Annotated in this window: 21 protein-coding genes and 1 other RNA gene; 10 read left to right on the top strand and 12 right to left on the bottom strand. The window is 44.0% G+C overall.

All coding sequences use genetic code 11. From position 1 onward, the window contains the following. The first annotated feature begins 225 nt into the window (after window positions 1–225). Entirely contained in the window at window positions 226–678 is a 453-nt protein-coding gene (locus NG821_RS03810; protein ID WP_252760337.1) for a hypothetical protein, read from the top strand. A 69-nt stretch (window positions 679–747) separates the two neighbouring features. On the opposite strand, the gene ssrA is transcribed toward NG821_RS03810, so the two are convergent. Next, window positions 748–1,149, bottom strand: a transfer-messenger RNA (tmRNA) gene (gene ssrA / locus NG821_RS03805). A gap of 323 nt (window positions 1,150–1,472) precedes the next feature. On the opposite strand from ssrA, the gene NG821_RS03800 reads away from it, so the two are divergent. Then, the gene (locus tag NG821_RS03800; RefSeq protein ID WP_252760336.1) at window positions 1,473–2,411 is read left to right on the top strand and encodes a hypothetical protein; all 939 of its coding nucleotides are present in this window, start codon (window positions 1,473–1,475) and stop codon (window positions 2,409–2,411) included. Window positions 2,412–2,575: 164 nt separating this feature from the next. On the opposite strand, the gene NG821_RS03795 is transcribed toward NG821_RS03800, so the two are convergent. Beyond that, window positions 2,576–3,085 carry a histidine phosphatase family protein gene (locus NG821_RS03795; protein WP_252760335.1) on the bottom strand — a complete coding sequence of 170 codons (510 nt, stop codon included), beginning with the start codon at window positions 3,083–3,085 and terminating at the stop codon, window positions 2,576–2,578. Window positions 3,086–3,193: 108 nt separating this feature from the next. Between NG821_RS03795 and NG821_RS03790 the strand changes: the two genes are divergently transcribed. Next, window positions 3,194–3,907, top strand: a complete 714-nt coding sequence (locus NG821_RS03790; protein ID WP_252760334.1) for an HdeD family acid-resistance protein — start codon at window positions 3,194–3,196, stop codon at window positions 3,905–3,907. Between the two features lie 158 nt (window positions 3,908–4,065). Here NG821_RS03790 and udk read toward each other — a convergent pair whose 3' ends face one another. The 3 genes from udk to NG821_RS03775 form a co-directional block, all read right to left on the bottom strand. Continuing rightward, window positions 4,066–4,716 carry a uridine kinase gene (udk, locus tag NG821_RS03785; protein ID WP_252760366.1) on the bottom strand — a complete coding sequence of 217 codons (651 nt, stop codon included), beginning with the start codon at window positions 4,714–4,716 and terminating at the stop codon, window positions 4,066–4,068. A gap of 19 nt (window positions 4,717–4,735) precedes the next feature. Further along, complete coding sequence (locus tag NG821_RS03780) at window positions 4,736–5,254, bottom strand: uracil-DNA glycosylase family protein (RefSeq protein WP_252760365.1); 519 nt, start codon at window positions 5,252–5,254, stop codon at window positions 4,736–4,738. A gap of 151 nt (window positions 5,255–5,405) precedes the next feature. Further along, window positions 5,406–6,452 carry an endonuclease/exonuclease/phosphatase family protein gene (locus NG821_RS03775; RefSeq protein WP_252760333.1) on the bottom strand — a complete coding sequence of 349 codons (1,047 nt, stop codon included), beginning with the start codon at window positions 6,450–6,452 and terminating at the stop codon, window positions 5,406–5,408. Window positions 6,453–6,736: 284 nt separating this feature from the next. On the opposite strand from NG821_RS03775, the gene NG821_RS03770 reads away from it, so the two are divergent. The 5 genes from NG821_RS03770 (at window position 6,737) to NG821_RS03750 (ending at window position 12,913) form a co-directional block, all read left to right on the top strand. Then, complete coding sequence (locus NG821_RS03770; protein WP_252760332.1) at window positions 6,737–9,292, top strand: TonB-dependent receptor; 2,556 nt, start codon at window positions 6,737–6,739, stop codon at window positions 9,290–9,292. Between the two features lie 11 nt (window positions 9,293–9,303). Continuing rightward, complete coding sequence (locus NG821_RS03765) at window positions 9,304–10,182, top strand: DUF5689 domain-containing protein (RefSeq protein ID WP_252760331.1); 879 nt, start codon at window positions 9,304–9,306, stop codon at window positions 10,180–10,182. 36 nt (window positions 10,183–10,218) lie between these two features. Beyond that, the gene (locus NG821_RS03760) at window positions 10,219–11,520 is read left to right on the top strand and encodes a hypothetical protein (protein ID WP_252760330.1); all 1,302 of its coding nucleotides are present in this window, start codon (window positions 10,219–10,221) and stop codon (window positions 11,518–11,520) included. 99 nt (window positions 11,521–11,619) lie between these two features. Continuing rightward, a complete protein-coding gene (locus NG821_RS03755) occupies window positions 11,620–11,871 on the top strand; it encodes a type B 50S ribosomal protein L31 (RefSeq protein WP_252760329.1) in 252 nt (83 codons plus the stop codon). Between the two features lie 115 nt (window positions 11,872–11,986). After that, entirely contained in the window at window positions 11,987–12,913 is a 927-nt protein-coding gene (locus NG821_RS03750) for a DNA/RNA non-specific endonuclease (RefSeq protein WP_252760328.1), read from the top strand. 102 nt (window positions 12,914–13,015) lie between these two features. Here NG821_RS03750 and NG821_RS03745 read toward each other — a convergent pair whose 3' ends face one another. Together NG821_RS03745 and NG821_RS03740 are read right to left on the bottom strand one after the other, a co-directional pair. Then, complete coding sequence (locus tag NG821_RS03745; protein ID WP_252760327.1) at window positions 13,016–13,714, bottom strand: hypothetical protein; 699 nt, start codon at window positions 13,712–13,714, stop codon at window positions 13,016–13,018. A gap of 179 nt (window positions 13,715–13,893) precedes the next feature. Next, entirely contained in the window at window positions 13,894–14,343 is a 450-nt protein-coding gene (locus NG821_RS03740) for a hypothetical protein (RefSeq protein WP_252760326.1), read from the bottom strand. Window positions 14,344–15,221: 878 nt separating this feature from the next. Here NG821_RS03740 and NG821_RS03735 point away from each other — a divergent pair. Together NG821_RS03735 and NG821_RS03730 are read left to right on the top strand one after the other, a co-directional pair. Beyond that, complete coding sequence (locus tag NG821_RS03735) at window positions 15,222–15,776, top strand: glutathione peroxidase (protein ID WP_252760325.1); 555 nt, start codon at window positions 15,222–15,224, stop codon at window positions 15,774–15,776. A 351-nt stretch (window positions 15,777–16,127) separates the two neighbouring features. After that, a complete protein-coding gene (locus NG821_RS03730) occupies window positions 16,128–16,715 on the top strand; it encodes a glutathione peroxidase (protein ID WP_317233074.1) in 588 nt (195 codons plus the stop codon). Between the two features lie 174 nt (window positions 16,716–16,889). Here the strand turns inward: NG821_RS03730 and NG821_RS03725 are convergent, their stop codons facing one another. From NG821_RS03725 to NG821_RS03705, 5 genes are all read right to left on the bottom strand, one after another. Beyond that, complete coding sequence (locus NG821_RS03725) at window positions 16,890–17,216, bottom strand: heavy-metal-associated domain-containing protein (RefSeq protein ID WP_252760324.1); 327 nt, start codon at window positions 17,214–17,216, stop codon at window positions 16,890–16,892. Window positions 17,217–17,309: 93 nt separating this feature from the next. Then, window positions 17,310–18,578, bottom strand: a complete 1,269-nt coding sequence (locus NG821_RS03720; RefSeq protein ID WP_252760323.1) for an efflux RND transporter periplasmic adaptor subunit — start codon at window positions 18,576–18,578, stop codon at window positions 17,310–17,312. Next, window positions 18,575–19,897, bottom strand: a complete 1,323-nt coding sequence (locus NG821_RS03715) for a TolC family protein (RefSeq protein ID WP_252760322.1) — start codon at window positions 19,895–19,897, stop codon at window positions 18,575–18,577. Before NG821_RS03715 ends, NG821_RS03720 begins: the two co-directional genes overlap by 4 nt. Further along, window positions 19,894–23,574: an efflux RND transporter permease subunit gene (locus NG821_RS03710; protein WP_252760321.1), complete on the bottom strand. Its 3,681-nt coding sequence runs from the start codon at window positions 23,572–23,574 to the stop codon at window positions 19,894–19,896. Before NG821_RS03710 ends, NG821_RS03715 begins: the two co-directional genes overlap by 4 nt. Window positions 23,575–23,819: 245 nt before the next feature. Beyond that, the gene (locus NG821_RS03705; protein WP_252760320.1) at window positions 23,820–24,245 is read right to left on the bottom strand and encodes a hypothetical protein; all 426 of its coding nucleotides are present in this window, start codon (window positions 24,243–24,245) and stop codon (window positions 23,820–23,822) included. Window positions 24,246–24,432: the final 187 nt, after the last annotated feature.

Below are 24,432 nucleotides of genomic sequence, written 5' to 3'. Positions count from 1 at the left end.
TTCGATGTGCTATATAAAATCGCGCACAGTGGTTCAAGTCACATTACTATTACAGGAACTAAAGCCATGAGAATTACAGGAACTGAAGCCATAAAAATGCCGACAAACAAAAGAATAAGAAGCATAAATCCCACTTCATCCTTTTAGAACTTAGTTAAAAACTATAATATATTTGGCGCATATATTTAAAAATAAGTATATTTACAAGTACATAAAAGAAAGAAGATGAAATCGATCTTGAAACTCACATGTATACTGCTCCTTATTTATAGTTGTAGTCAATTGGACGACAATGATTATTCTGACAATACTAGAGTATCTTTAATCTGTGACACGACTTGGGTTGGAGAATCCTACAAGTCACAAGACGGAGATACGACCACATGTTTATATGATTTCTCACGGAATGGCACCTATAAATGCACGACTTTAACTTCCAATGGAAAAGGATATAATATCTCAAAACGAAACGGAAGATGGGCTTTTTATGACAAGAACTTTAATGTCATTTTCTTCGGAGGAATTTCTTATTGGGATATTATAAAATTGACCTCCCAGGAATTTATCGTGTATTCCAGATTGGGCGAATATGGTGATAACGATATGACAAGATACAAATATGCGTTATCCCCTATTACACCTGAATATATAAAAATAATTGGCAAGCAAAAAGAATAGGTCTGATGCCCTAAAAGCAAAACGGAGAAAGATTCCTTATCAGAACATTTCTCCGTCTCTTCTTTCAACTTGTGGAGCTGGCGGGATTTGAACCCGCGTCCGAACAAGGAAACCATATGCTTTCTACATGTTTATTCCAGCCTTCATTTTCGTGTTGCAGCAAGACCTGGACCACCAACTGCAACCTTATCCTCTAAAAATTTCATTCCGGCAGCGAGGCCTGCCAAAACTATTTCCGATTTACCTGCACCGCTTGATCAAGAAGATTCGGAACAACATCCCTTGAGCGATGTCTCGTCCCATCACCTAGTGACGGGATTGAGCCAGTAATCTACTATACTTCGATTAGGCAGCGAGAGCGTAATTGTTTTCGCCAATTAATTTTTTGTTCACTCAGATTTAGGAGCTAGCCAACGAGGCTCCGCATGCTTACATACCATCTCGTCTTGCCGTCAAATCCAGAACAGCCCCAAAGATAGTGGTGCAAATATAAAACCAAAAAATGGATTAACAAAATATTTTCTGCTTATTTCCACATTTTCATCCATTTTCCTTCAATCTGACAAGACAGAAGCTCACCTGACAGGAACACGCGAGATGATTAATTGGTCTATCCGAGTGGTACAAGGTCAGAAGATAAATGTCTCACAGTGGCACAGGAGTTGTCTTCAGATATTCCCCGGACCATTCCATAATAGGGATTTTCCCCTTTTTCTTTAGGGAAAAACCTTGTTAAAAGTACATTTTTTCATTTACCTTTGCCACTAACAAAGGGACATTAAAAGCATACTATTATGAAAAGAATAATTATAGCCCTTGTGGCACTCTTCACCTTCACCGGTACAATAAGTGCCATGAGTTATGAGCAAGCCAGAGACCAGGCGCTCTTTCTGACAGATAAGATGGCCTATGAATTGAATTTGACAGATGAACAATATCAAGCCGCATACGAAGTCAATTTAGATTATCTGATGAGCATAGACAACTATGATGACCTTTACGGCACATACTGGAGAGAGCGGAATCAGGATCTGAGTTATATCCTGCTCGACTGGCAATACAACAATTATCTCAGCTCCCTCTATTTCTATCGTCCACTTTACTGGAACGGTGGTTATTGGCACTTCAGAGTCTACGCCCGTTATCCGCGTCGTGACTTCTATTACTTCGGTTCTCCTACATTCATCGTCAACTATCGTGGCGGACACAGTTGGAGAAACAATGGCGGCAGGAGTTGGTACCGCAACAGACCGTATATCAACCGCAATTATGGCAGACAGTCAGGAATGAGAGATGCTTTCAATCGCGGGGACTATGGCAGCGGAAGAGTGTTCGGGAACATGGGCTCCAGAAATGCAAGTTATCAAAACAATGGGACTTTCGGTTCTATGGATGAGGCTCAAAACACCCGCACTCATATCAACAGTAATGTCTTCGGCAGACAGAGCAGTACCCGCACAACTGTCAAGCGCAACAGCAACAGCGTATTCGGGAGTGGCCGTTCTTTCACGAACAGCAATTCTACACCGAAGCGGACTTTTACCCCTCGCTCCAATTCTGGAAACAGTTCCACTTTCGGGTCATCCCGCTCACGGACAAGTGCTCCTTCCAACCGTTCTTTCGGCAGCGGCAGTTTTGGCTCTCATAGCAGTAGCAAAAGCTCCGGCGGAGGTTTCGGTGGTGGACACAGCAAAGGTTCCTTTGGTGGAGGTTCATTCGGAGGACACCGTTAATTCAGAAATCAAGTAAAATAACACTATATTTATTAATGTAGTTTTCAGGGAAATTAAAGAGTTATAAGAAGCAGCGTGATGGCCGAGATGGTCGTCACGCTGTCAGTTTTTATAGGCCTATAAGAAAACCGGCTATCCGAATATTCTGCCGGTCTATCAATATCTCAAAGTTTGAGGATCCTCACTTCCGCATTCCCCATTTTAGGGATATCTTTCATCTGCTTTCCGTAAAAGACACTCTGGATAGCCTTATTGATGATGCCATGTCCCACACAAAGAACCGTTTGATCAGGATACGTCTCTTTCACCCAAGTCAGAAAATCACGTGCACGTGATTTCAGGCTCTCCAGGGATTCTATATCTTCCGGCCAGTCCTTGCCCTTCAGGTCCGGGATGAAACAGTCTGTAAAACTCCCCCAGTCCCGTTCCCTCAACAGAGGAGTCGTCACCACAGTCTCGACGCCATGGGGTTTGGCAATAATCTTACACGTATCTATCGCGCGTTTCAGATCACTCGATACAAACGCATCGATAGGAGTCTTCAGCAACCGATCACGCGTTTCCTCGGCCTGTCTGATGCCGTTTTCATTCAACTGTCCCTGACGTTGTCCTTGCAGGATTTGTGCAGCATTAGCTACCGTTTCGCCATGGCGGACTAAATATAATGTAGTCATTTTTCTGATTTTGAATGCAAAAATAATAAAAAAGCGAGAGAAGAGGGCAATAAACCATGATTTTTAGTAACTTTGCAAGAACGGTATACGATATGAGATACCAATATATTGAAAATCATAAAGGCAGCCAGACCTGCAATCATCATGGATAAATCAAAAAAACTGTTACAAAGTCATTTCTTCAGAGCTATCATCGCTGTAATCGTAGGTGTTCTACTGGTAAGGTTCCGCAACGAGACCCTCACGTGGATAACGATCATCATCGGCGTACTGTTCCTGATCTCAGGAGTCATCTCCATTGCCACCTATTTCGGTGAGAAAAAACACGCCTCAGAAGCCATCATCTACGATGCTGATGGCAATCAAATCACGGGTCAGAAACCCTTCTTTCCGATCGTGGGAATAGGCAGCATCGTCCTCGGTATCATACTGGCCCTCATTCCAGACAACTTCATTACAGCCCTGACCATCATCTTCGCAATCATCCTGATCATGGGCGCCGTCAACCAGTTTGTCAATCTTGCAGCAGTCAGGAAATATGCGAAGGTCGGAGCAGGATTCTGGATCTTCCCTTCCATCATCCTGATCGTCGGTCTAATCGCTTTGATCAAACCTTCAGCCATAGCCACAGCACCTCTACTGGTCATCGGATGGTGTATGATCCTTTACGGTGTAATAGAATGTATCAATTCCATCAAGGCAGCCCGTTGCAAGAAAGAGTTTGACCAAAATGCCCAGCGCTACCATCCTCAGACCGACAGCCCTGACCAGACGGAAAAGAAGGATTCAGAGCAGACGGACGAGAAGACGGGCAAAGTCTGACTCACTGCTCTCACCCTTGTGGGAGAATGGAAAATGACCTTACCCGTAAATTATGATAGTCCTGTAAGAATAGAAAAGCGCTGGAAAATCTGAATAAGACAGATTTTCCAACGCTTTAGGCATCTCTTCAAACAGGTACAGTTGACCTCGAAGACAACCTAAGCCTGATTTTTCTTTTCAGTTTCATCTTCCTGAATCAAACCTTCGATATACTTGCACAAGATGCTGATGCCCTTGATATTTTCCCCGCCTTCAGGGATGATCAAGTCAGCATACCGCTTGGTAGGTTCGATAAATTGCTCATGCATCGGTTTCAGCACTTTCAGATAGCGGTCGACGACCATTGAGACCGTCCGCCCTCTGTCGATCGTATCCCGCTGGATATTTCTGATCAAGCGTTCATCGGAATCACAGTCCACATAGATTTTCAGATCCATCATATCCCGGAGTTTCTTGTTCAAAAGAGCCATGATTCCTTCAATGATGATCACGCGTTTCGGTTCTACGTGGATCGTCTCAGGTAACCGGTTGCACTTCAGATAAGAATAAGTAGGCTGCTCGATAGCCTGGCCATGCCGCAGTTCGTTGATTTGCTTGATCAGCAGTTTCCAGTCGAAGGCATCAGGGTGGTCAAAATTGATGGCATGTCTCTCCTCCTCTGTCATTCCCGTAGTACTGTTGTAATAAGAATCCTGAGGCACCACAGCCACATAGTCAGGCGGCAACGCTTCGACAATCTTCTTCACTACAGTTGTTTTTCCACTTCCGGTTCCACCGGCAATCCCTATAATTGTTGTCTTCTTCCACATCATCTAAACATTAGATATTCTAAAGCACTTCATCGAACATTTTCTTATAGAAAACCGCTTTCTTCTCTACAGCCATCGGATAGGCACGACTGCTGCTCGGCATACGGTAAAGGCGGATCTGCCGGTCCTCGAAAGGAAACGCTATGGAGTCTCCCATTTTCAAATCCTTGGCATTGATGCCGAAATGATCCGTAAAAACTTTCGTGGCTAGACGGCCGGCAGTCAATACGCCGCGGCACTGAGGAAGATGTTGGAGCAAAGCATCCAGATCCGTCGGTTCTACGATCTCCAGATCTTTATCAGACGCCGTCCCTTTCGTCCGGCGGATGCGTAAAGCAGTATCGAAGATTGCGATATGGTGCAGTCTCAGGAAGTCCTGAATAGCAGGAAGGTCAAAACGCTTCTCGCCAGGCAAGACAAAATGTCCTTTATCCTTGAAAAAGAGAAGGCCGAAGATGCGCCACATATCATTCTGAAAATTGGGATAGTACCAAGACATACACCATCTCTTGGGTGCCGGGGGAAACGTCCCCAGCATGAGCAGTCGGGCGCCTTCAGGCAACCAGGGTTTAAAAGGGTGTGATTCTATTTCAGGCTCTTTCAGGTCCTCACCGTCATCAGCATCATTATTTTTCACAGAACGCTTCATTATTCTTCCACCATATTATATCGTTCGAACAACTTACCTCTCATTCTTTCACTTTCAGGAAATAGGCAACGACGGGAAAATGGTCACTGAAACCGTCCAGCCAGACACCTCCGGCAGTCGTCCGCTTGGGCGTGCCTTTATAAGGACCGGTTTGCTGGACCAGATAATCCCTGATGGCTATCTCGTTCTTCCAGAACTTCAATGTAGAATAGTCCTTCTGTCCTTTCTTGTTAAGTAGGTTAGGGGTCATCACGATTTGATCGAAAAGATCCCAAGAACCCTGATAACTCAATGTCCCCTTACCGTCCTTAGCCAGAATATTGTACCATGGGTTGTACATCTCATCAGGGCCGACCTGGTCTATCTCACCTTTGGCACCCAAATATTTAAACATACTGACATTCGTCGGATCATCATTCATATCCCCCATGACCAGGACCTTGCACTGGGGATCGTCCCGTAAGAGAGAATCCTTGACAGCCTTCACCTGACGACCGGCACTCTCACGATAGAAACTGCCGCTGAAGCGACTCGGCCAATGGCAGACGATGACTGAGACATGCTCCCCTGCCAAGTCTCCACTGATCGTCAGGAAACCACGGGTCTTGAAAGCACTGTCCTTAGCCAACTCCTGATGATACTGGACAAGTTTGACATTCCTTATCTTATAGAGGGCCGGATTATAGAGCAGGGCACAGTCGATGCCACGGCGGTCAGGACCTTCGACATGGATATAGCGGTAGCCCCGCGCTTTCAAAGGCGGCTGGGCGATCAGGTCATTCAAGACATTGTCATTCTCCACCTCTGCCATTCCTATCATCGTGCAACCGACCTTAGGCAGGACATCCGTCCCGATATCAGCCAAAGCCCTCGCCATGTTGTGTATCTTGTGCGTATAACGGAGTTTGTCCCAGTGATAACTCCCGTTAGGCAGAAACTCATAATCATTCTTCCCGACATCGTGGCAAGTATCAAAGAGGTTCTCCTGGTTGTAAAATCCTACAGCGTAACACGCAAACTTTTTCTGAGCAGAAATCGTCAGACTCAAGAACAGCAACGCTGAAAGGAATAACAGTTGTTTTTTCATATCTTCTGATTTATTTACTGAATGACAAATATACGGATTTCGAGGAAGAAAACGACATAATTAACGAAATTAAAACCTAAAACTAATCAACATGTTACTTTTATATGACAATCATATTTCAAAGCTAATACGTTATAATAAAGCGTCTCTTTTCATAGTGCAAATATCGTAATTTCTACTGAATTATCGGCATATTTCATGAAAAATTAATCAAAAAAGCTTTTTTATTTAAAATATATTTCGTTACTTTGCACTTAAGATATAATTTTTATTAAACTACATTCATGCATAATCAGGTAAAAATTGCAGTAATCGCACTTTCTTTCTACAGTCCTCTACTGCTGGCCCAAAACACAAAAACGGACCAGCAGCCGACACCGATAGATGACAATGCCTTTACGATCACTGAAGCACAATTGGGAGAAGATGATGACATGTCACAAAACATCACCATCATGAATTCCAACACGAATGAGTATGCCTCAGAAGTGGGTTATCTCTTTTCACCGGTACGGTTCCGCTATCGTGCGCTCCCGCAGAAGTACAACCTAATCTATGTCAACGGCGCTCCACTGAACGATATGGAGTCAGGACAGTTCCGGTACTCCAATATCGGGGGATTGAATCGTTTTACACGGTCTGCCGATTTTGCACTGCCTTTCGAGGGCAATAATTTCTCCATGCCGGGGATGGCAGGAAGCAACAACTACGACTTCCGCTCAGGCAATCAGGGAGCGGGGAATTACCTCTCTTTAGGCGCTACCAACAGCAACTATACGCTGCGCGGCATCTACACCTACTCCTCCGGATTCAATTCCAAAGGATGGGCTGTATCAGCAGGACTGACCTACAGATGGGCAAACCACGGTTATGTGGAAGGCACATTCTACAACGCCCTCTCCTATTTCTTGGGTATCGAGAAGAAATGGAATTCCGGCAGCACCCTGTCTTTCACAACTTGGGGAAATCCTACGGAACGTTCCACCCAGGGTGCTTCGACGGATGAAGCTTACTGGCTCGCAAATGACTATTACTATAACCCCTATTGGGGATACCAAAACGGACACAAGCGCAATTCCCGCGTCGTACATGACTATGCACCTTCAGGTGTTCTCACCTGGGACTGGAACATCAATGATGACCTGAAACTGACAACCTCTGTTTTCGGCAGATACAGTATCTATAAGAGCACCAAACTCGAATACAGCAACAGTGAAAATCCACAGCCGGACTATTGGAAGAATCTTCCGAGCAGTTATTATGATGTCTGGGATCCTTCCTCTGACAACAATGAAAATTCCTATGACAGTTGGTTGAGTTCTTACCAGTTCTGGAAAGCCAGCAAGGCCAACCGCCAGATCGACTGGAATCAACTCTATTTTGCCAACGAGCAAGCTGCCTCTATCGGCAATGACGCCATCTATTTCATCCAGGCTAAGCACAACAATGCCCTCACCTTAAGTGTCAACCCTACTCTGACAGCCAAGATCCATCAAGGCGGAACGATCCACACCGGATTGACATTGGCAGAGAACAGCGGCAGGCACTATCAGACGATGGATGACCTGCTCGGCGCAAGCCAGTTTCACAATATCAACACCTATGCTATCGGCACCTATTCTGCAACGGACCCGAGGGTACAATACGATCTCAGGACTGCAGGATCTGACGGTAAAGGCAAAGTGGTAAAGGATGGGGACAAGTTCGGTTACGATTATAACATCCTCGTTCAGAAGGGCCTTCTCTGGGGCAACTATGACAATACGATCGGACGCTTCCACGTCATGCTCGCCGGCAAGATAGGCCAGACGCAGATGCGCCGCAAGGGTTACATGCAGAATGGTATGTTCCCTGAAAATTCCTATGGCAAGAGTGGCAGAGCTACTTTTGGAGAAGCAGGCGGAAAAGGCAGTTTGACATTAGATGCCGGCAGAGGCCACGTCTTCAAGATCGGTGTCGGTTATGAGTGGTGCCCGCCTACGGCAAGCACGGCCTTTGTCTCTCCTGAGATGAACAATGACTTCGTTCAGAACCTCCACGATGAGCATGTCTTCAGCAGCGAGTTCAATTATCAGTATCAGAACTCATGGCTGCACGCCAACGTCAATGCTTATTTCAATTATCTGGACCATGTCACAGAATGGCAGAACTTCTACTTCGATGATGCCAACGCTTTCACTTATGTGAGCATGACCGGCATCAAGAAGAAATACTATGGTGTGGAAGCAGGCATGGATTTCAAACTCGCTTCCTTCCTCGACCTGAAGACATTGGGTACATGGAGTGATGCCCGCAACGTCAACAACGCCAGTGTCAATTACATGAATTCCAATTCTGCAGTCATCACTCATGACATCATCATGAACAAGAACATGAGGGAAAGCGGCACACCGCTGACTGCAGCCAGTGCAGGTCTCGACTTCCATACAGGCGGTTGGTACATCGATCTGTCAGCCAACTATTATGACCGCATTTACCTCAGCTATTCCCCCAGCTACCGCTATCAGAACACCCTGACTACTATGGGAAGCGTAGACAACGAGGGCAACCTGATCGTACCTGACCAGGCCAAAGGTCACGGTGGCTGGATGGTCGACGGCAGCATCGGCAAGAGCGTGAGACTGAAACGCGGACAGTTGAACTTCAACTTCTCCGTGACGAACATCCTCAACAACCAGCATATCGTCAGCGGCGGTTACGAGCAGAGCCGGAGCGACTATACCGTAGACCAAAGTACAGGTACGCTGAGCAAGGAACGGGTCTATAAATTCTCCAAGAACCCGAAGAAATTTTACGTGTATGGAACGAACGGAATGTTCCAGGTATCCTATAGATTCTAAAGCAAAACGTCATGAAACTAATTCAAGTTATCAAATATTCCCTGATTCTGTGCATCACAGGTCTTATCACGTCATGCATGGGATCTGACTATGCTGCGCCTGACATCGATCCTGCCAATCCCCCTTACGGCAATAATGACCTGAAGGAAACACAGGTATTGACTATCCGGCAGTTAAAAGACCAGTACAAGACGGTCATCAACAACAGTGCCTATACCCAGATCAACAATGATGTCCAGATCAAAGGCATCGTCACCGGCAATGATGACCAAGGCAATATCTATCAGGAGATCTCGGTTCAGGACTCTACGGGAGCCTTGATCGTGAGTATCAATGCAGGAGGTCTTCACGGGTTCCTGGCAGTAGGACAGGAAATCCTCATCAATCTGAAAGACCTCTATATCGGCGGATACGGTCAACAGTGTGAAGTGGGCGGTGTCTACACCAATGCTTCTACAGGAGCAAAATCCATAGGCCGAGTGGACAGGTACACATGGGAGAACCATGTCAAGTTGCTTGGCAAAGTGGATGCATCCCAGGCAACAGCGCTGACAGAAGACTTTGATGTCAGCAAAATAAAGGATTCCAATTATCTGATTGACAACAGTGGAAAACTGATGACCATTCACGGCGTGACGATAGCAGACGCTGACGGTAAAGCCGTTTATGCCCCCAATGACGGGAGTGTTGCACTTACGTCCAACGCAGTCAACAGACCTTTCTCAGAATATAGTAGTCAGAATCTCGTCCTGCGTACAAGCACCTATGCAGATTTTGCGAATGCAGCCATGCCTACCGGGAAAGTGGACATAACAGGTATCTTCACCCGGTTCAAGAATACCTGGCAAATTCTCCTCAGATCCACGAATGACATTACACCTGCGAAATAACATCAATAAAAAAGAAAAATCCTAATTCATATAAACATGAAAAAGTTAATCTATTCATTGTTTGCTCTGGCCATGACGGCCATGACTTTTACTGGCTGCGAGGACGTTCCGTCGCCTTATGACCTACCTTCCGACAGTGATACCACCCACGTCACGCCCGTAGCCCCCACCGGGACAGGAACCAAAGATGATCCGTTCAATGTAGCAGCAGCCCTGAACTACATTTCAGCAGGACAAAATCTGGACAAGACTATCTATGTCAAAGGCAAGATAACAGGTACGCCAAGTATTGACACATCTTTTGGCAATGCCACCTATAATATTTCTGATGACGGCAACAACAAATTAGTCGTTTTCCGCGGTTATGCACTTGGCAATAAGAAGTTTACTACAGGTAGCGAGATCAAGACAGACGATGAGGTTGTCGTTTGCGGTACGCTCGTTGATTATAGTGGAACCAGTGAATTCAACCAAGGGAATTACATCTACTCTCTCAACGGAAACACAGATGGTGGCGGTGGAAACAACGATGATCCTTCTGGAGACGGCACGAAAGCATCGCCTTACAATGTCGCCAAGGTAAGGAGTTTTGGGACAGGAAACCTCCCGGCAGACAATGTTTATATCAAAGGAATAGTAGCCAAAACAGGAACCGTAGATTCCCAATATGGCGATATGACCTATTATATTTCTGATGATGGGACATCTACAAATGACCTTGAGATCTATCACGGGGCTTATCTAGATGGCGCAAAATTCACATCGGCAGACCAACTGGCCGAAGGTGATACGGTAGTTGTCTATGGTCAGATTACCTCTTATACAGGTACAAATGGAACAACTCTGGAAATAAAAAACAGTCAGATCAGTTCTATTACCGGTCATAAGGCCCCTGATGAAAACAGTGTTACTATAGCTGCTACCGAAATAGGTTTTGAATCAGGTACTATCACTAAGCCAGCAACACTTGCAGATGGTACAACACTTACTTTCGATAAAGGAAAAGGGGCCACTTCCCCAGCCTACAGTACAAGTAAAGGATTTGAGTCTTTAAGGATGTATGCAAATAACACACTCAAGATTACCACTACAGGCAAAAAAATAGTGAAAATATCTTTTACTACGACAGATGCTAATAATACCACACTATATAACGGCAATGATGAGGCATACGCTCAAAGTGGGGATAAAGAAATCAAAATAACAAAAGAGAATAATACACAAGTATCATTCGATAATTTGGATGCTTCTACCATCACAATCGTAAATGCTTTTTCTGGGCAAGGTGGTGGCGTCCAACTCCGGATCAAATCGATTACCATTACTTATGCGAAATAAAAAACTTAGCTGATTATTTGGCAGGGAGCAAAATTATTAGTAACTTTGCTCCCTGTTTAGTTGAATAGAAATTATTGATAATTAAATATTTAGATTAAAATGAAAAAAGGTATTCATCCAAAAGACTATCGCCCCGTCGTATTCAAGGATATGTCCAACGGCGATATGTTCCTTACACGTTCTACATGCAAGGCAACAGAGACAGTAGAATTTGAAGGAGAGACTTACCCGGTGGTTAAGGTTGAAATTTCAAGCAGCTCTCACCCATTCTTTACAGGCAAGAGCAAACTGGTAGACAGTGCAGGTCGTGTAGACCGCTTCATGAACCGTTACGGTAAGTTGAAGAAATAATCTATTTATTCGAATTCAATCCCACACAGGACTTTATAGAGTGTAGTCTGACGTAGTTGCATATGCGTCAGTCTGCACTTTTTCTTTGTCTATCCCTCTATTTAATTTTTATCACATGAATTTATTTCAGTCCAGTTACCTATCTATCCTAATCCTCTCCGCTTTTACTTTTTCAGGATGCAGCAGTAGCAGCAATGACGACAACGGCAGCGGATCCGATATGTCAGGTAACACAAACAGGAATGTTGTCACAACAGGACTGCCTTCCGAAGTTACCCGTTTCGAATTTCCTAAAGTTTCTTCAGCCGGGAACGATACGATCATCGTCCACTATGCACCTGAACCGGGCAGCACCAGACAGGATGTCAACTATTCACTGGCATGGGATAAGACAAAAAAGGCAAATCTTTTCACCTGCTATGAAATGTATGCCAACAACCGACCGAGTAATGCGACAAGATATGAACCGGGAGACGGTGAAGACCAGTATCCACAAGATCCAAGTCTGCCTTCAAAATACCGTTCCTCCATTGACCCCTATAAGGGTTCCGGTTATGACCATGGTCACCTCTGCCCTTCTGCTGACCGGTTGTACTCCACTTTAGCAAATTACCAAACCTTCTTTCTGTCAAATATGACCGCACAAAAAGATAATTTCAATGCAGGGATTTGGGAAGTCATGGAAGAGCAGCTCCGGGACTGGATTTCAATATCCTCACCTACGACCGATACGCTCTTTGTCTGCAAAGGCGGTACGATCAGCGAAGGAAACTATACAACAGGGAAGAACAACCTCGTCGTACCAAAGTATTTTTTCAGTGCTGTCCTGATGAAGAACAAATCAGGTTATAAGGCCATCGGGTTCTGGTTTGATGCCAACAACACGACAACCAGTAAAGACCTCAGACCTTATATCGTGAATATTGAGACACTGCAGGAAAAGACCGGACTTGACTTCTTCTGCAACCTTCCTGATGAAATAGAAAAAGAAGTAGAAAACCTGAATGTTACGAATGTGAAAAGAGCTTGGGGATTCAATTAAAATGTACTGCCTATATTAACGACTGAAGCCGTGCAAGGATTTCCTTCGCACGGCTTCTTCTTTATATTACTTATTACGCCACTTAATCCACTATATCGTATTCTACCGCTTAAGCAGTCTTTGCGGTGCATTCATCTTCTGTTTAAGTAAATTCTTTGAACCGAACAGGCGGTTTTGACCAACGGCAGCTCGAGTACCATCTGTAACACGATCCAACTCAATATAAGCCATGTCGTCCGTATTGGTACCGATCATATAACCATCAAAATAATCACCCTCTTTCAGACTGAAACCTCTCTGGTTTGCCTGAGCGTCCATGACGAACGTTTTATCTTTTGATTTACCGTCAGTACTTTTATATTTGATATTGATATTTCCGTTACTCTCATCCACATACCAATTGAATTGCAGTGTCTGTGTCTGGTCGCCTGATGTATCCGTTTCATATCCTGTACCATTCACGGCATTTCGGTTATATTGCGTGAAAGTCATATCACAGTTGAATTCATAGGTTTGCTGATATTTACCACTAGCATACTGCATCTTCCCTCGCCATTCACCATTGAGAGCCTGTGCCTCAGTGAGAATATAGTCATCATTGTTGTCATTCCGGTCATTGTCATAGTCGTCATTCCAATTATAACCACCATCGCCGTAATTGTACCACCAAGGGTTATCCCAGCTAAAGCCATCATCCCAAGGATTATAATAATCCCAATCATCAGTATCGTCACAACCTGCGAACAAGAATGGCATCGCCCCCAGGGTTAGTGCCATCAGCGCCATTGTTAATTTCTTCATTATAGTCATCTCCTATTTTTATTATTTTCTTTGGCAAAGTTAGAAGAAAATATATTCATTAAGTATACAATCTTCCTATTTTGCAGGGGGATTTCCCTATAAAACAGACTTCTGATACTTCCAATTCTGAATTGAGGACCGGCAAGACATCTAAAGATGAGGCAACTCCTCAGTCACCATCAATACCTATTATCATAATCATAGTCCAATTGGAACCGTATCCGATTACCGCTCCCATCATCTATTTGACCGTCAAAATATTTAGAGTTATCATCCTCACCTGAAATTGACCAGTCGTAAATGTACACGGTACTCCAACTGTCATTATTATAGGTCAACTGTATGACACCGTCACTGACAGCCCAGCGGAAATCGCTTTTATAAGAACTTCCGTCCTGCCCAAAATCTCTCTCCCAGCCATTTCCCTGCCTGGATCCGGGTTTTCCTTCAAAATGCCATACCGTATAAGTGTATTTAGTATGACGAGAGTTGAATGCTTTAACATTGATCGTCCCCTTCCAAGTACCCCAAAGTTCTATAGCCGTTTGTTGGTCTTTATCGCAGGAAGTCAGAAATATAGAGAAAAAGGATATAAGTGCCAACGCCAAAAATACTGTAAATCGTTTCATGGGTTTTCGTTTTATTGTTTATATCAATATTTTCTTTGCAAAAATAGGTATTTTATAATTACGAACCAAGGAAACGACCTTTATTTTATGCTTTTTCAAACCATTCTTGGTCAATTTAACCGACATCACTCATTCTTTTTGCCATTATTGAGGAAAAAGCCTTCATGACAGGATACCTCAGACTTTCTTGCAACCTCTATTCCACTCCAACCAAACTCAACACCAGCTAGACCTATAATAAAACATAAAAGTTTCATTCGTATCAAGTCTATAGGAACAACACATTCGGAAAGTGAAAGACCGTCATTCAGAAAGCTAAATATCGAAAATGAACACTATAAAACTCTCTATTCTACCCCTATAGTATCCTGCTTGAGTAAGAAATGCACCGGTTGTTGCTTCCAGTCACGTTGAGCAAGTGTATGGTATTAAAATCACACAAAACCAATATGGTGCAAAATGGTATACCATTATCCTGCATTTTGGTGGACCATTATCCTGCATTTTGGTCGGTTCCATTCGAATAAGTCAACTGTATCATCATCTCAATGAGAAATCTCTGCTTCCGCCATAAGAATTACAAGCATTTAAAGCAAAATTAACGCCGTCAAGAACGAAACACAATTCTCTGGAAGACGTCGACTTATCCCTAATTACATCAGGATTCACCACAAAAGGGAATCGAAACCTTATTTCAGGCTCCCTCTTCGATATTTGTACCTTTTACAAATAGGTGTATATTAAAATATCCCTAAAAAATGAAATATTTTTCAAAATTCAATTTGTTTTCACGATATAATTAACTATCTTTGCGTTACAGTAAAGAATGAAAAAGAATCAGTTCTTAAACAATTTTATCAATTAGATAAACTAAGAAAATGAAAACAATTTACGAATTCACTGTCAAGGACAGAAAAGGAAATCCTGTATCCTTGAAGGAGTATGCTAATGAAGTGCTCCTGATTGTCAACACTGCGACAAAATGTGGTTTTACTCCAACTTATGCAGACTTGGAGAAACTTTATGAGAAGTATCATGCTCAGGGTTTCGAAATCCTTGATTTCCCTTGCAACCAGTTCGCTCAACAGGCTCCTGGTACGGATGAGAGCATTCATCAGTTCTGCAAACTCAACTATGGTACCAAATTCCCTCAATTCAAGAAGATCAAGGTAAACGGCGATGATGCCGAGCCTCTCTATAAATTCCTCAAAGAGCAGAAAGGCTTCGCAGGATGGGATGAGACACATCCTATCTATCCGGTTCTAGACAAGATCCTCTCCAAGGAAGATCCTGACTACAAGAACAAACCTGACATCAAATGGAACTTCACTAAGTTCTTGATCAACAAGAAGGGTCAAGTGGTAAAACGCTTTGAACCTACCGAGAAAATCGAACACGTCGCTGCTGAAATCGAGAAACTCTTGAAGGAATAATACATATTTTATAAATGGTTTTAGGAAGGGTATGCCAATGAATAATCGGCATGCCCTTTATTTATGCCCTATTTAGTTGCCTAAATCAGTAATTTTTCCAAGAAATCTGATAATCTCAGAATTATTCCTTATATTTGCATTGAGATATAACAAAATCTATAGCCCTTATAGAAGGGACACCTAATTAAATTCATCATGATGAAAAAGAAAATATATTCTATGTGCCTTTTCGCTTTGCTGGCAGCAAGCGCAGGCGCTCAAAATGCAGACTATGCTTTCAACGATAATATGCGGTCACAAGGCAGTTATTCCATTTCCGTGAGTTCTGCAAATCCGAATAACGGCAATGCAATTTCCAAGAACACCAAAACACATTCAAAAAACGCAAAGACAGTTTACCAATTCACGGTCAAGGACATGAATGGCAAACCTGTCTCCCTGAAGAAATATGCGAATAAGGTGATCTTGATCGTCAATACCGCCACAAAGTGTGGCTTCACTCCAACTTACACGGATCTGGAGAACCTCTATGAGAAGTATCATTCCCAAGGTTTCGAGATCCTCGACTTCCCCTGCAACCAGTTTGCCCAGCAGGCACCCGGTACAATCGAAAGCATCCATCAGTTCTGCCAACTCAATTACGGTATCAAATTTCCTCAGTTCCAGAAGATAAAGGTCAACGGCGACGATGCCGAACCACTCTATAAATTCCTCAAATCCCAGAAGGGTTTTGCAGGATGGGATATAACCAACCCCATCTACCCCAATCTCAACAAGATGCTCTCTGAAAAGGATCCTGACTACGAGAGCAAACCTGACATCAAGTGGAACTTCACCAAGTTTCTGATCAACAAAAAAGGACAGGTAGTAGAACGGTTTGAACCGACTGAGAAAATCGAACACATCGATGCTGAAGTTGCAAAACTCCTGAAGGAATAAAACGATTTCTATCTATTATTTTATAAATGGTTTTAGGAAGGGTGTGTCAATGAACTAAATTGGCATGCCCTTTATTTATGCTCCCCCTCTTATATAACAAAAAATGGTTCTCCGAGAGATCTCTACGACCCCAAGGAGAACCATTCACATTACTTTAAAATTTCTGTTACACCATTACTTACGATACTTGCAGCATCCCGGTAATTTATTGTAAGCTGCAGTACTGGCCTTCACGGAACCGGCATCATGACCAACTTTGGCAATGGCAGTCTCCACTTTCAAAGGAGTAGTCAGTTGGTTGTCATAAGCCAAATTCAATTGCTTGCTCTCCACATTCCAAGAAGCCGTTTTCACGCCTTTTACAGATTGTGCGGCTTTCTCTATTCTTGCTTTGCAGGAATTGCATACGCCGCCTACTTTGAATGTCGTCTTTACGACCTTTGCCGATGCTACGCCACTCAATAAGAGTGCAGACATCATTAATACCATCATTTTTTTCATTTCTGTTTGTTTTAAAAGTTATTATTTATATTTGGACTTCCACTATTGGCAGCCCCTCTTTTTCATTATGTTATAAAATCACTCGGAAGATCATCAATGATCCATCATCGAAGGCTTGCCTTCCAATTGGGCACTTGCATCTACTGCAAAAGTACCATTAACTACAATCTGTTCGCCCCTTGACAGTCCGCTAAGGACCACATAGCCATTTTGAAGAGAAGGACCAAGAGTAACCTGACGCATAGAAAAAGCAGTCATGCCTTTCATTGGCTCCTTAACATAGACAACTGAACGTTTCCCCGTCCACAACACCGCTGACTTAGGGACAACGAGATCATTCCGGTAACGCCCCGGCGACACTGATAGATATCCGGAAACAAGCATTTCCGGTTTGAAAAGTCCTCCACGATTAGCCAGAACTATCCTGACCCCTGCCGTCCGAGACTTGTCATCAATAATGGGATCTACGAATGAGACTGTGCCTATAAACACCTTCCCAGGAATAGCCTCAGCCGTGAACTGTATCCGTTCACCCACGTGGATGAACGGCAGATCATTCTCATAAGCCTGGAACATTGCCCAAACAGTAGAGAGATTGGCAATCTGCATCAGCACAGCTCCTTGATTCACATAATCTCCCTGGTTGACACTCTTGGCTATCACCGTCCCTGTCGTATTTGCTTTCAACTCTGCGAAAGGAGAAGGTTTTCTACTTTTCAGCACTCTCCTGATCTGCCCATTGTCCACATTCAACAACCGGAGTTTCTCCACTGCTGCCTCTACCAGAACTTTCCTCTGTCTACTGTCATCAAACTGCAGGGCCTCAACCAATTCCTGTTCAGCGGTATACAACTCCGGAGAATAGATGACAGCTATCGTTTGGCCTCTGGAGATGTGATCACCGACAGCATTCACGAAAAGACGTTCGATACGTCCTGCGACGTATGATGTCTGAGACTGCTGCGTCCGCTGATCAGGTGCTATCTTACCGAAAAGGCGGATTTGCCGATTAAGCGAACCTTCCCCCACAACAGCTGTTTCCACATTGGCAAGAGCCATCGCCTCGCTGCTCATCTGAACAGCATCGGAAGCCATACTCATCCCTGACGAAGAGGTATTCTTCACCGGGACCAGATCCATTCCACATATCGGGCATTTACCCGGATGGTCCAATCTGATTTGGGGATGCATAGAGCATGTCCAAATCTGTTTTCTATGACTCTGACGGTCCACGGTCGGTCTAGACTCACCGGAAGAGGAATGGAAGAACAACCATCCGAAGAACAATCCCGCCAATAATATCAGAACGTATCTGATCCACCTATTGGACTTCCATATTGTTAAAATTTTATGTTTCATCATCTTTCCTTATGCGTACTGAAATCATTTACGGCATCTATATTCTCCATCTCCGCTACTGCCATGTCGTAGGCTGCAACTGCATCATATCTCTTCAACTTAAAATCAATCAACGTTCGTTGTGTCTGCAAAATATCTGTGATTGAAGAAGTCCCATTAGCATATTCAGAACTCATCAAAGAAATAGTATGATCAAGGATTGTACCTTCCTTGTCACAAAGTTGAATTCTCCGCCTTTCTTCTTTGCCCTCTCGAATGATTTCTTCATACCTGCCCCTGAGCACATCCACTTGGGCCGCATAACTCTCATCCGAACTGGCCTTCATCAAAGCGGCAGCCCGTTCCTGGGCCTTCACTTTCTTGCGATAGATAGGCAAAGAAACTTTCAGCATCAGCATCGGCATATCCATACCATTCATGTGATTCATATTGTCACCCATGTCACTAGTTGAATGACCCACATTCCGCTTCTCGTTAAACATCCAGCCTACTCCGACACCCAACATCGGCAACCCCATCTTTTCAGCCTTCTCTTTCTGAGCCAAATATGAATTCCCCTGGGCTTTCAACTGGAAAAGTTGAGGATCTCTTTGTTCAATGTCTTCAACATTGACAACAGGCATCAATGTTTCTATAAGAGTATCAGGAAGAACCACTGGAATATTCTCATTACGGTGCAGCAGAATATTAAATTGTCTCATCAAAGTTGCCAACTGGGATTCAACGTCTTCTTTCTGCTCCTGAAGTTTCTCTATCTCAACCTGAATTCTCAACTGATCACTCATCTTCGCATTGCCTCCACTGCCTTTTCCCATACCATACATGACATCCGGAGTCTTATATTTGAACAAAGCCATCTTTTTGATATTCTCCAACAAACGGATATTGTCCCCTAGTGTATAACTCTGTTCATGAAGAGACAACATCTTGTACCAAGATTTCTGAACATCCAGAGCCAAACTCAGCCCCACCTTTCGGTATTGCTGATAAGCGGCCTCTGCGAGCCAGGACTTTTCCTGTTTGGAAGCCTTGAGTGTCCCAAACCAAGGGAACATCTGCATCACATTGATATTCGCAATGTTCTTTCCGTCCACAAGAGCCATAGGCTTAGGATAAAAGTCTGCTGAGATCTGTGGGTCATCTAGAGATCCGGCAGGGATTATACGTTGCAGGGCAGCTTCATAACTGCGGTAAGCCGCCTGCGCTGACGGACTGTTCTGCACGGCCATGACCATGTAATTCTTCAAACTATCTGTTTGGGCAAAACCTTTTGCCGTGTTTATCAGAACGACAATAAGTGCTATAAAGTATATTTTTTTCATACCGTTAACTTCCTTTTTTCACGTCTTATTTTATTCTTCAACACATTTTCCCGCCAAGAGCACTGCAGGACAGGGACCACAAACATCGTCATGGTTTGAATCAACATACCTCCAAAGGTGGGTATTGCCATAGGAACCATAATATCCGAACCCTTCCCTGTAGACGACAGCACTGGCAACAAAGCGATCAGTGTTGCTGCCGTAGTCATCGATGCAGGTCTGACACGCTTCAGCCCCGCATGAACCACAGCTTCTACTATACCCTCTTTCGTATCCGGATGATCATGCAGGAAGACTTGATGGATATAGGTTCCCATCAAGACACCGTCATCAGTAGCTATCCCAAACAGGGCGATAAACCCGACCCAGACCGCTACGCTCAAATTGATCGTATGCATTCCAAAAAGAGTTCTCATGTTCTCACCTGCTATACTGAAATTCATAAACCAAGGTTGACCGTAAAGCCAAATCAGAATAAATCCGCCTGCAAAAGCCACGAACACCCCTGAAAAATGGATCAGAGAAGCTGTAACCGACTTAAACTGGAAATAAAGTATCATCAGAATACACAACAGGGCCACAGGGATAATCAAAGCCAACCGCTTAGTGGCATGAATCTCCTGCTCATAACTGCCGGTAAACTGGTAGTAAACGCCTTTGGGAAGAACGATTTTACCAGATTTCACCTGACCGTCAAGATAACGCTTTGCCTTATTCACGACAGTTACCTCTGCAGTATTCCCCACCTTGTCGAAAGTCACATAGCCGACAGGAAAAGCATTCTCACTCTTGATCATTGTAGCACCGTCAGCAAACTGCAGGCTGGCTACTTCACTCAAAGGAATTTGGCTGCCGTCAGAAGTAGGTATCAGAATATGCCCCAGCGCATCAGGAGCATTTCTAAGTTCACGGGCATAACGTACACGAATCGGGAAACGGGCACGTCCGTCAACAGCTACACTTTCTTCCATGCCTCCTATAGCTGTAGATATCACATTCTGCAAATCATTGACCTGAATGCCATAACGTGCCATTTTCTCACGGTCCGGATGGATTTCTATATATGGAGCCCCTGTAGAACGGTCGTAGTAAACCGACGATTTCTCTACAAGAGGAACGTGCTTTAAGGCCTTTTCCAACTGCATACCTGCAATTTCGATAGCGTTCAAGTCTGGGCCGAAGATCTTCAATCCCATAGGAGACCGCAGACCCGTGGAAAGCATCACTTCTCGTGTCGCTATAGGCTGTAGTTTGGGGTATCCCGTAAGTCCGGGAAGTGCTGCGACTTCCGATATTTTAGCCCATATATCATCTTTTGTCCGAATCTCCGGACGCCATTGGCGATAATACTGACCATGGGCACTTGGAATCAAACTGTCATCCGGCACAACCCTGAAACTTTCAGAAGGATCATATACCCCTCCGCCTACAAGTAGAAAACGCCCCTTATGATCAGTCTTGAAACGAGCGCGTTTGCCATCCTCTCCTATCTTGTATTCCGGATAATAACTAACTGTCACTTCAAACATGGAGATCGGGGCAGGATCAAGTGCGGAATTGGCTCGCCCCCATTTCCCCACAGCAGATTCCACCTCAGGAATCGTCTTAATACGCTGATCCAAAAGTTTGACGTCATTGATATTTGCTTCTACGCCAGAGTTAGGCATACTCGAAGGCATCAACAAATAAGAACCTTCATCTAGATTTGGCATAAACTCTTTGCCGGTATGCGCCCAAATCATAAGTCCCAAGACGAGTGTCACGCCAGGAATAAGCATAAACTGCCAGCGGTGGGTCAGACACCAGCGGAGGATCGTCTCATAGTAAATGACCAATAGCCACAAAGCGGTCAGAATAACAGCCACGATCGCTGCCACAAACAGTGTATTCAGTATGATTCCATTATCAGGGCCCAAAGGCAGCCATGTGGAAGCAAGTACATACACTGCCAGTAAGACAACGATCCCGATAGACAGTTGATTCAGATATTTCCGATAGCCGGAATTTTTTCTTGCAGCAACCCACAGTCGCAAAGGTTCAATCCGGTTGATGACCGGAGACGTCCATTTAACAATAGGAACGCGTAAAGAAAAGATCCAATAAGCCAGTGTCGGCAATAAAACTATTCCAAGAACCAAAGCTGATGCCAAGGCAAATGTTTTCGTATAAGCCAATGGGTGGAACATCTTACCTTCCTGTGCCTGCATGGCAAATACCGGCATAAAACTTACGATCGTCGTAACCATTGCCGTCATAATGGCCGAGGACACTTCCGTCACGGAACGATAGATGACATCTTCCAACTCCACCCCTCTGACATGACCGTCTTCATCATGCAACTCATACAACCTTCGCAGCGTGTTTTCCATAAAGACTACGCCAACATCGACCATCACGCCAATGGCTATGGCTATCCCCGAAAGAGCGACGACATTCGCTTCTATGCCCGTCAACTTCATTACTATAAATGTCAGGAGCACCGACAAAGGCAGGAGACTCGCCACGACCACCGAAGTACGGAGATTGAAAACCAGAACAAGTACGACGATGATACAAATCAGCACCTCATGATTCAAGGCGCTGTCCAACGTCCCGATCGTTTCCTTGATCAATTGTGTCCGGTCATAGAATGGAACGACAGATACCTTGGAGACCGTACCATCACTCAAAGTCTTTTGTGGCAGGCTATTCCCGATCTGTTTGATTTTATCCTTAATCTGGGTGATAACATCCATGGGATTAGAACCGTAACGTGCTACGACTACACCGCCAACAGCCTCCTGACCCTCCTTGTCCAGTCCCCCACGTCGTTCTGCAGGTCCAAAACTGACATGTGCGACATCTTTGACCCTCACGGGTTGACCGTCACGAGAAGTAATTGCTGCATTTTCCAGATCCTGTAAATTCTTGATATAACCCAGCCCACGGATCTGATACTCCACCTTATTAAGTTCAAGAGTTCCTGCCCCCACATCAATATTTGAATTTTTCACTGCTTGCATGACCTGATCTATATTGACGCCAAATGACCGCATAGCATCAGGATCAAGATCGACCTGATATTCTTTGACATAGCCCCCGATAGAAGCGACTTCAGAGACGCCATCGACAGAATTCAGCGCATATTTGACCTGATAGTCCTGGATTGTACGCAGTTCTTCAGGACTCCAACCTCCTGCAGGCTGCCCAGTTTTCGGGTTACGCCCTTCAAGCGTATACCAGAACACTTGTCCCAAAGCCGTTGCATCAGGACCCAAACTCGGTTTTACGCCTTCGGGAAGCAAACCTGAAGGCAAAGCATTCAATTTTTCCAGAATCCTAGAACGACTCCAATAGAAATCCACATTATCCTTGAAGATAATATACACGAAAGACATACCGAACATGGATGTAGATCGGATCGACTTGACACCTGGTATGCCCAACAATGCAGTGGTCAGCGGATAGGTGATTTGCTGTTCCACATCCTTTGGAGAGCGCCCCATCCATTCTGTCGCCACAATTTGCTGATTATCACCTATATCCGGAATTGCATCTACTGATACCGGATCCCTGGGAATAATTCCGGTATGCCAGTCAAACGGTGCCGTAGCAACACCCCCGATAATAACAGCAATCAAAATCAGTGCTGAAATAATCCGGTTATGCAAAAAATACTTTATAATTCGATTAAGCATTTCAACAACCTATAATTTATATTTTAAATCTGTCGACTTTACCATCGTATAGCACGCCGTGCTCCAAAATGGATAAAATCGGAAAATCAACCTTCTGTACCTTTCGGACTGTGCTTGTGTGCATAGTTGCTCTGGAAGAATTCACCGGACAGTGATATTCTCCCAAATAAACAGACACTTGGACACACATTGAAATCAGATTTCTGTAAAGACAGAAATCCCTTCAAGAAAGTTGATAAAATAAATTATACGGTTGCAGGAGGAGCCCGTAGTCCTCTCCCTAACGGTATCTTCAAAGAATGAAAAGGAGACTGGTAAAGTCCGAAAACTTTCTCTCTGCCCCCTAAAATCATACACAGCGGATCAGGTAGAACTCCTGAAAATCCATGGAGCCAAACCTTCAAGACCACTAATGGTTGAACTGCAGTTTGTGCCCCTTGCACAAAAGAAGATACGTGATAAACATAGTGGACAAAATGGCAATGGCTGCAATGGGAATCCATATCCATGCACATCGCCTTCGCCATACTGTCGCCTTTCTGGTTCTGGTATTGGAAACCATTCATCACAAAACCAATCAACTCCCCATCACAATAATGGAGCGTCTGATTTACACCGACGGTACCCACCATCATAAGTGCAATCAACAGGAATGTGAAAAATCGTTTCATTGGGAACAAAGTTATAAATTATTTATGGTTTAGAAAACATTTCTCTCTGTTTTTTAAATAAAATTATGGTTTAGAAAACATTTCTCTCTGTTTTTTAAATAAAATACTATACTTATGGTATGGGTACATACACAAAGGTGGCAAAAAAAATTCTTATCCTCTCAATATCAACAAATCTATCAGAAAA

It is taken from the genome of Segatella cerevisiae, assembly GCF_024054555.1.
Lineage (GTDB): Bacteria > Bacteroidota > Bacteroidia > Bacteroidales > Bacteroidaceae > Prevotella > Prevotella cerevisiae.
Note: the sequence above shows the minus strand (reverse complement) of the source record. Positions and strands in the feature narration are given on the sequence as shown.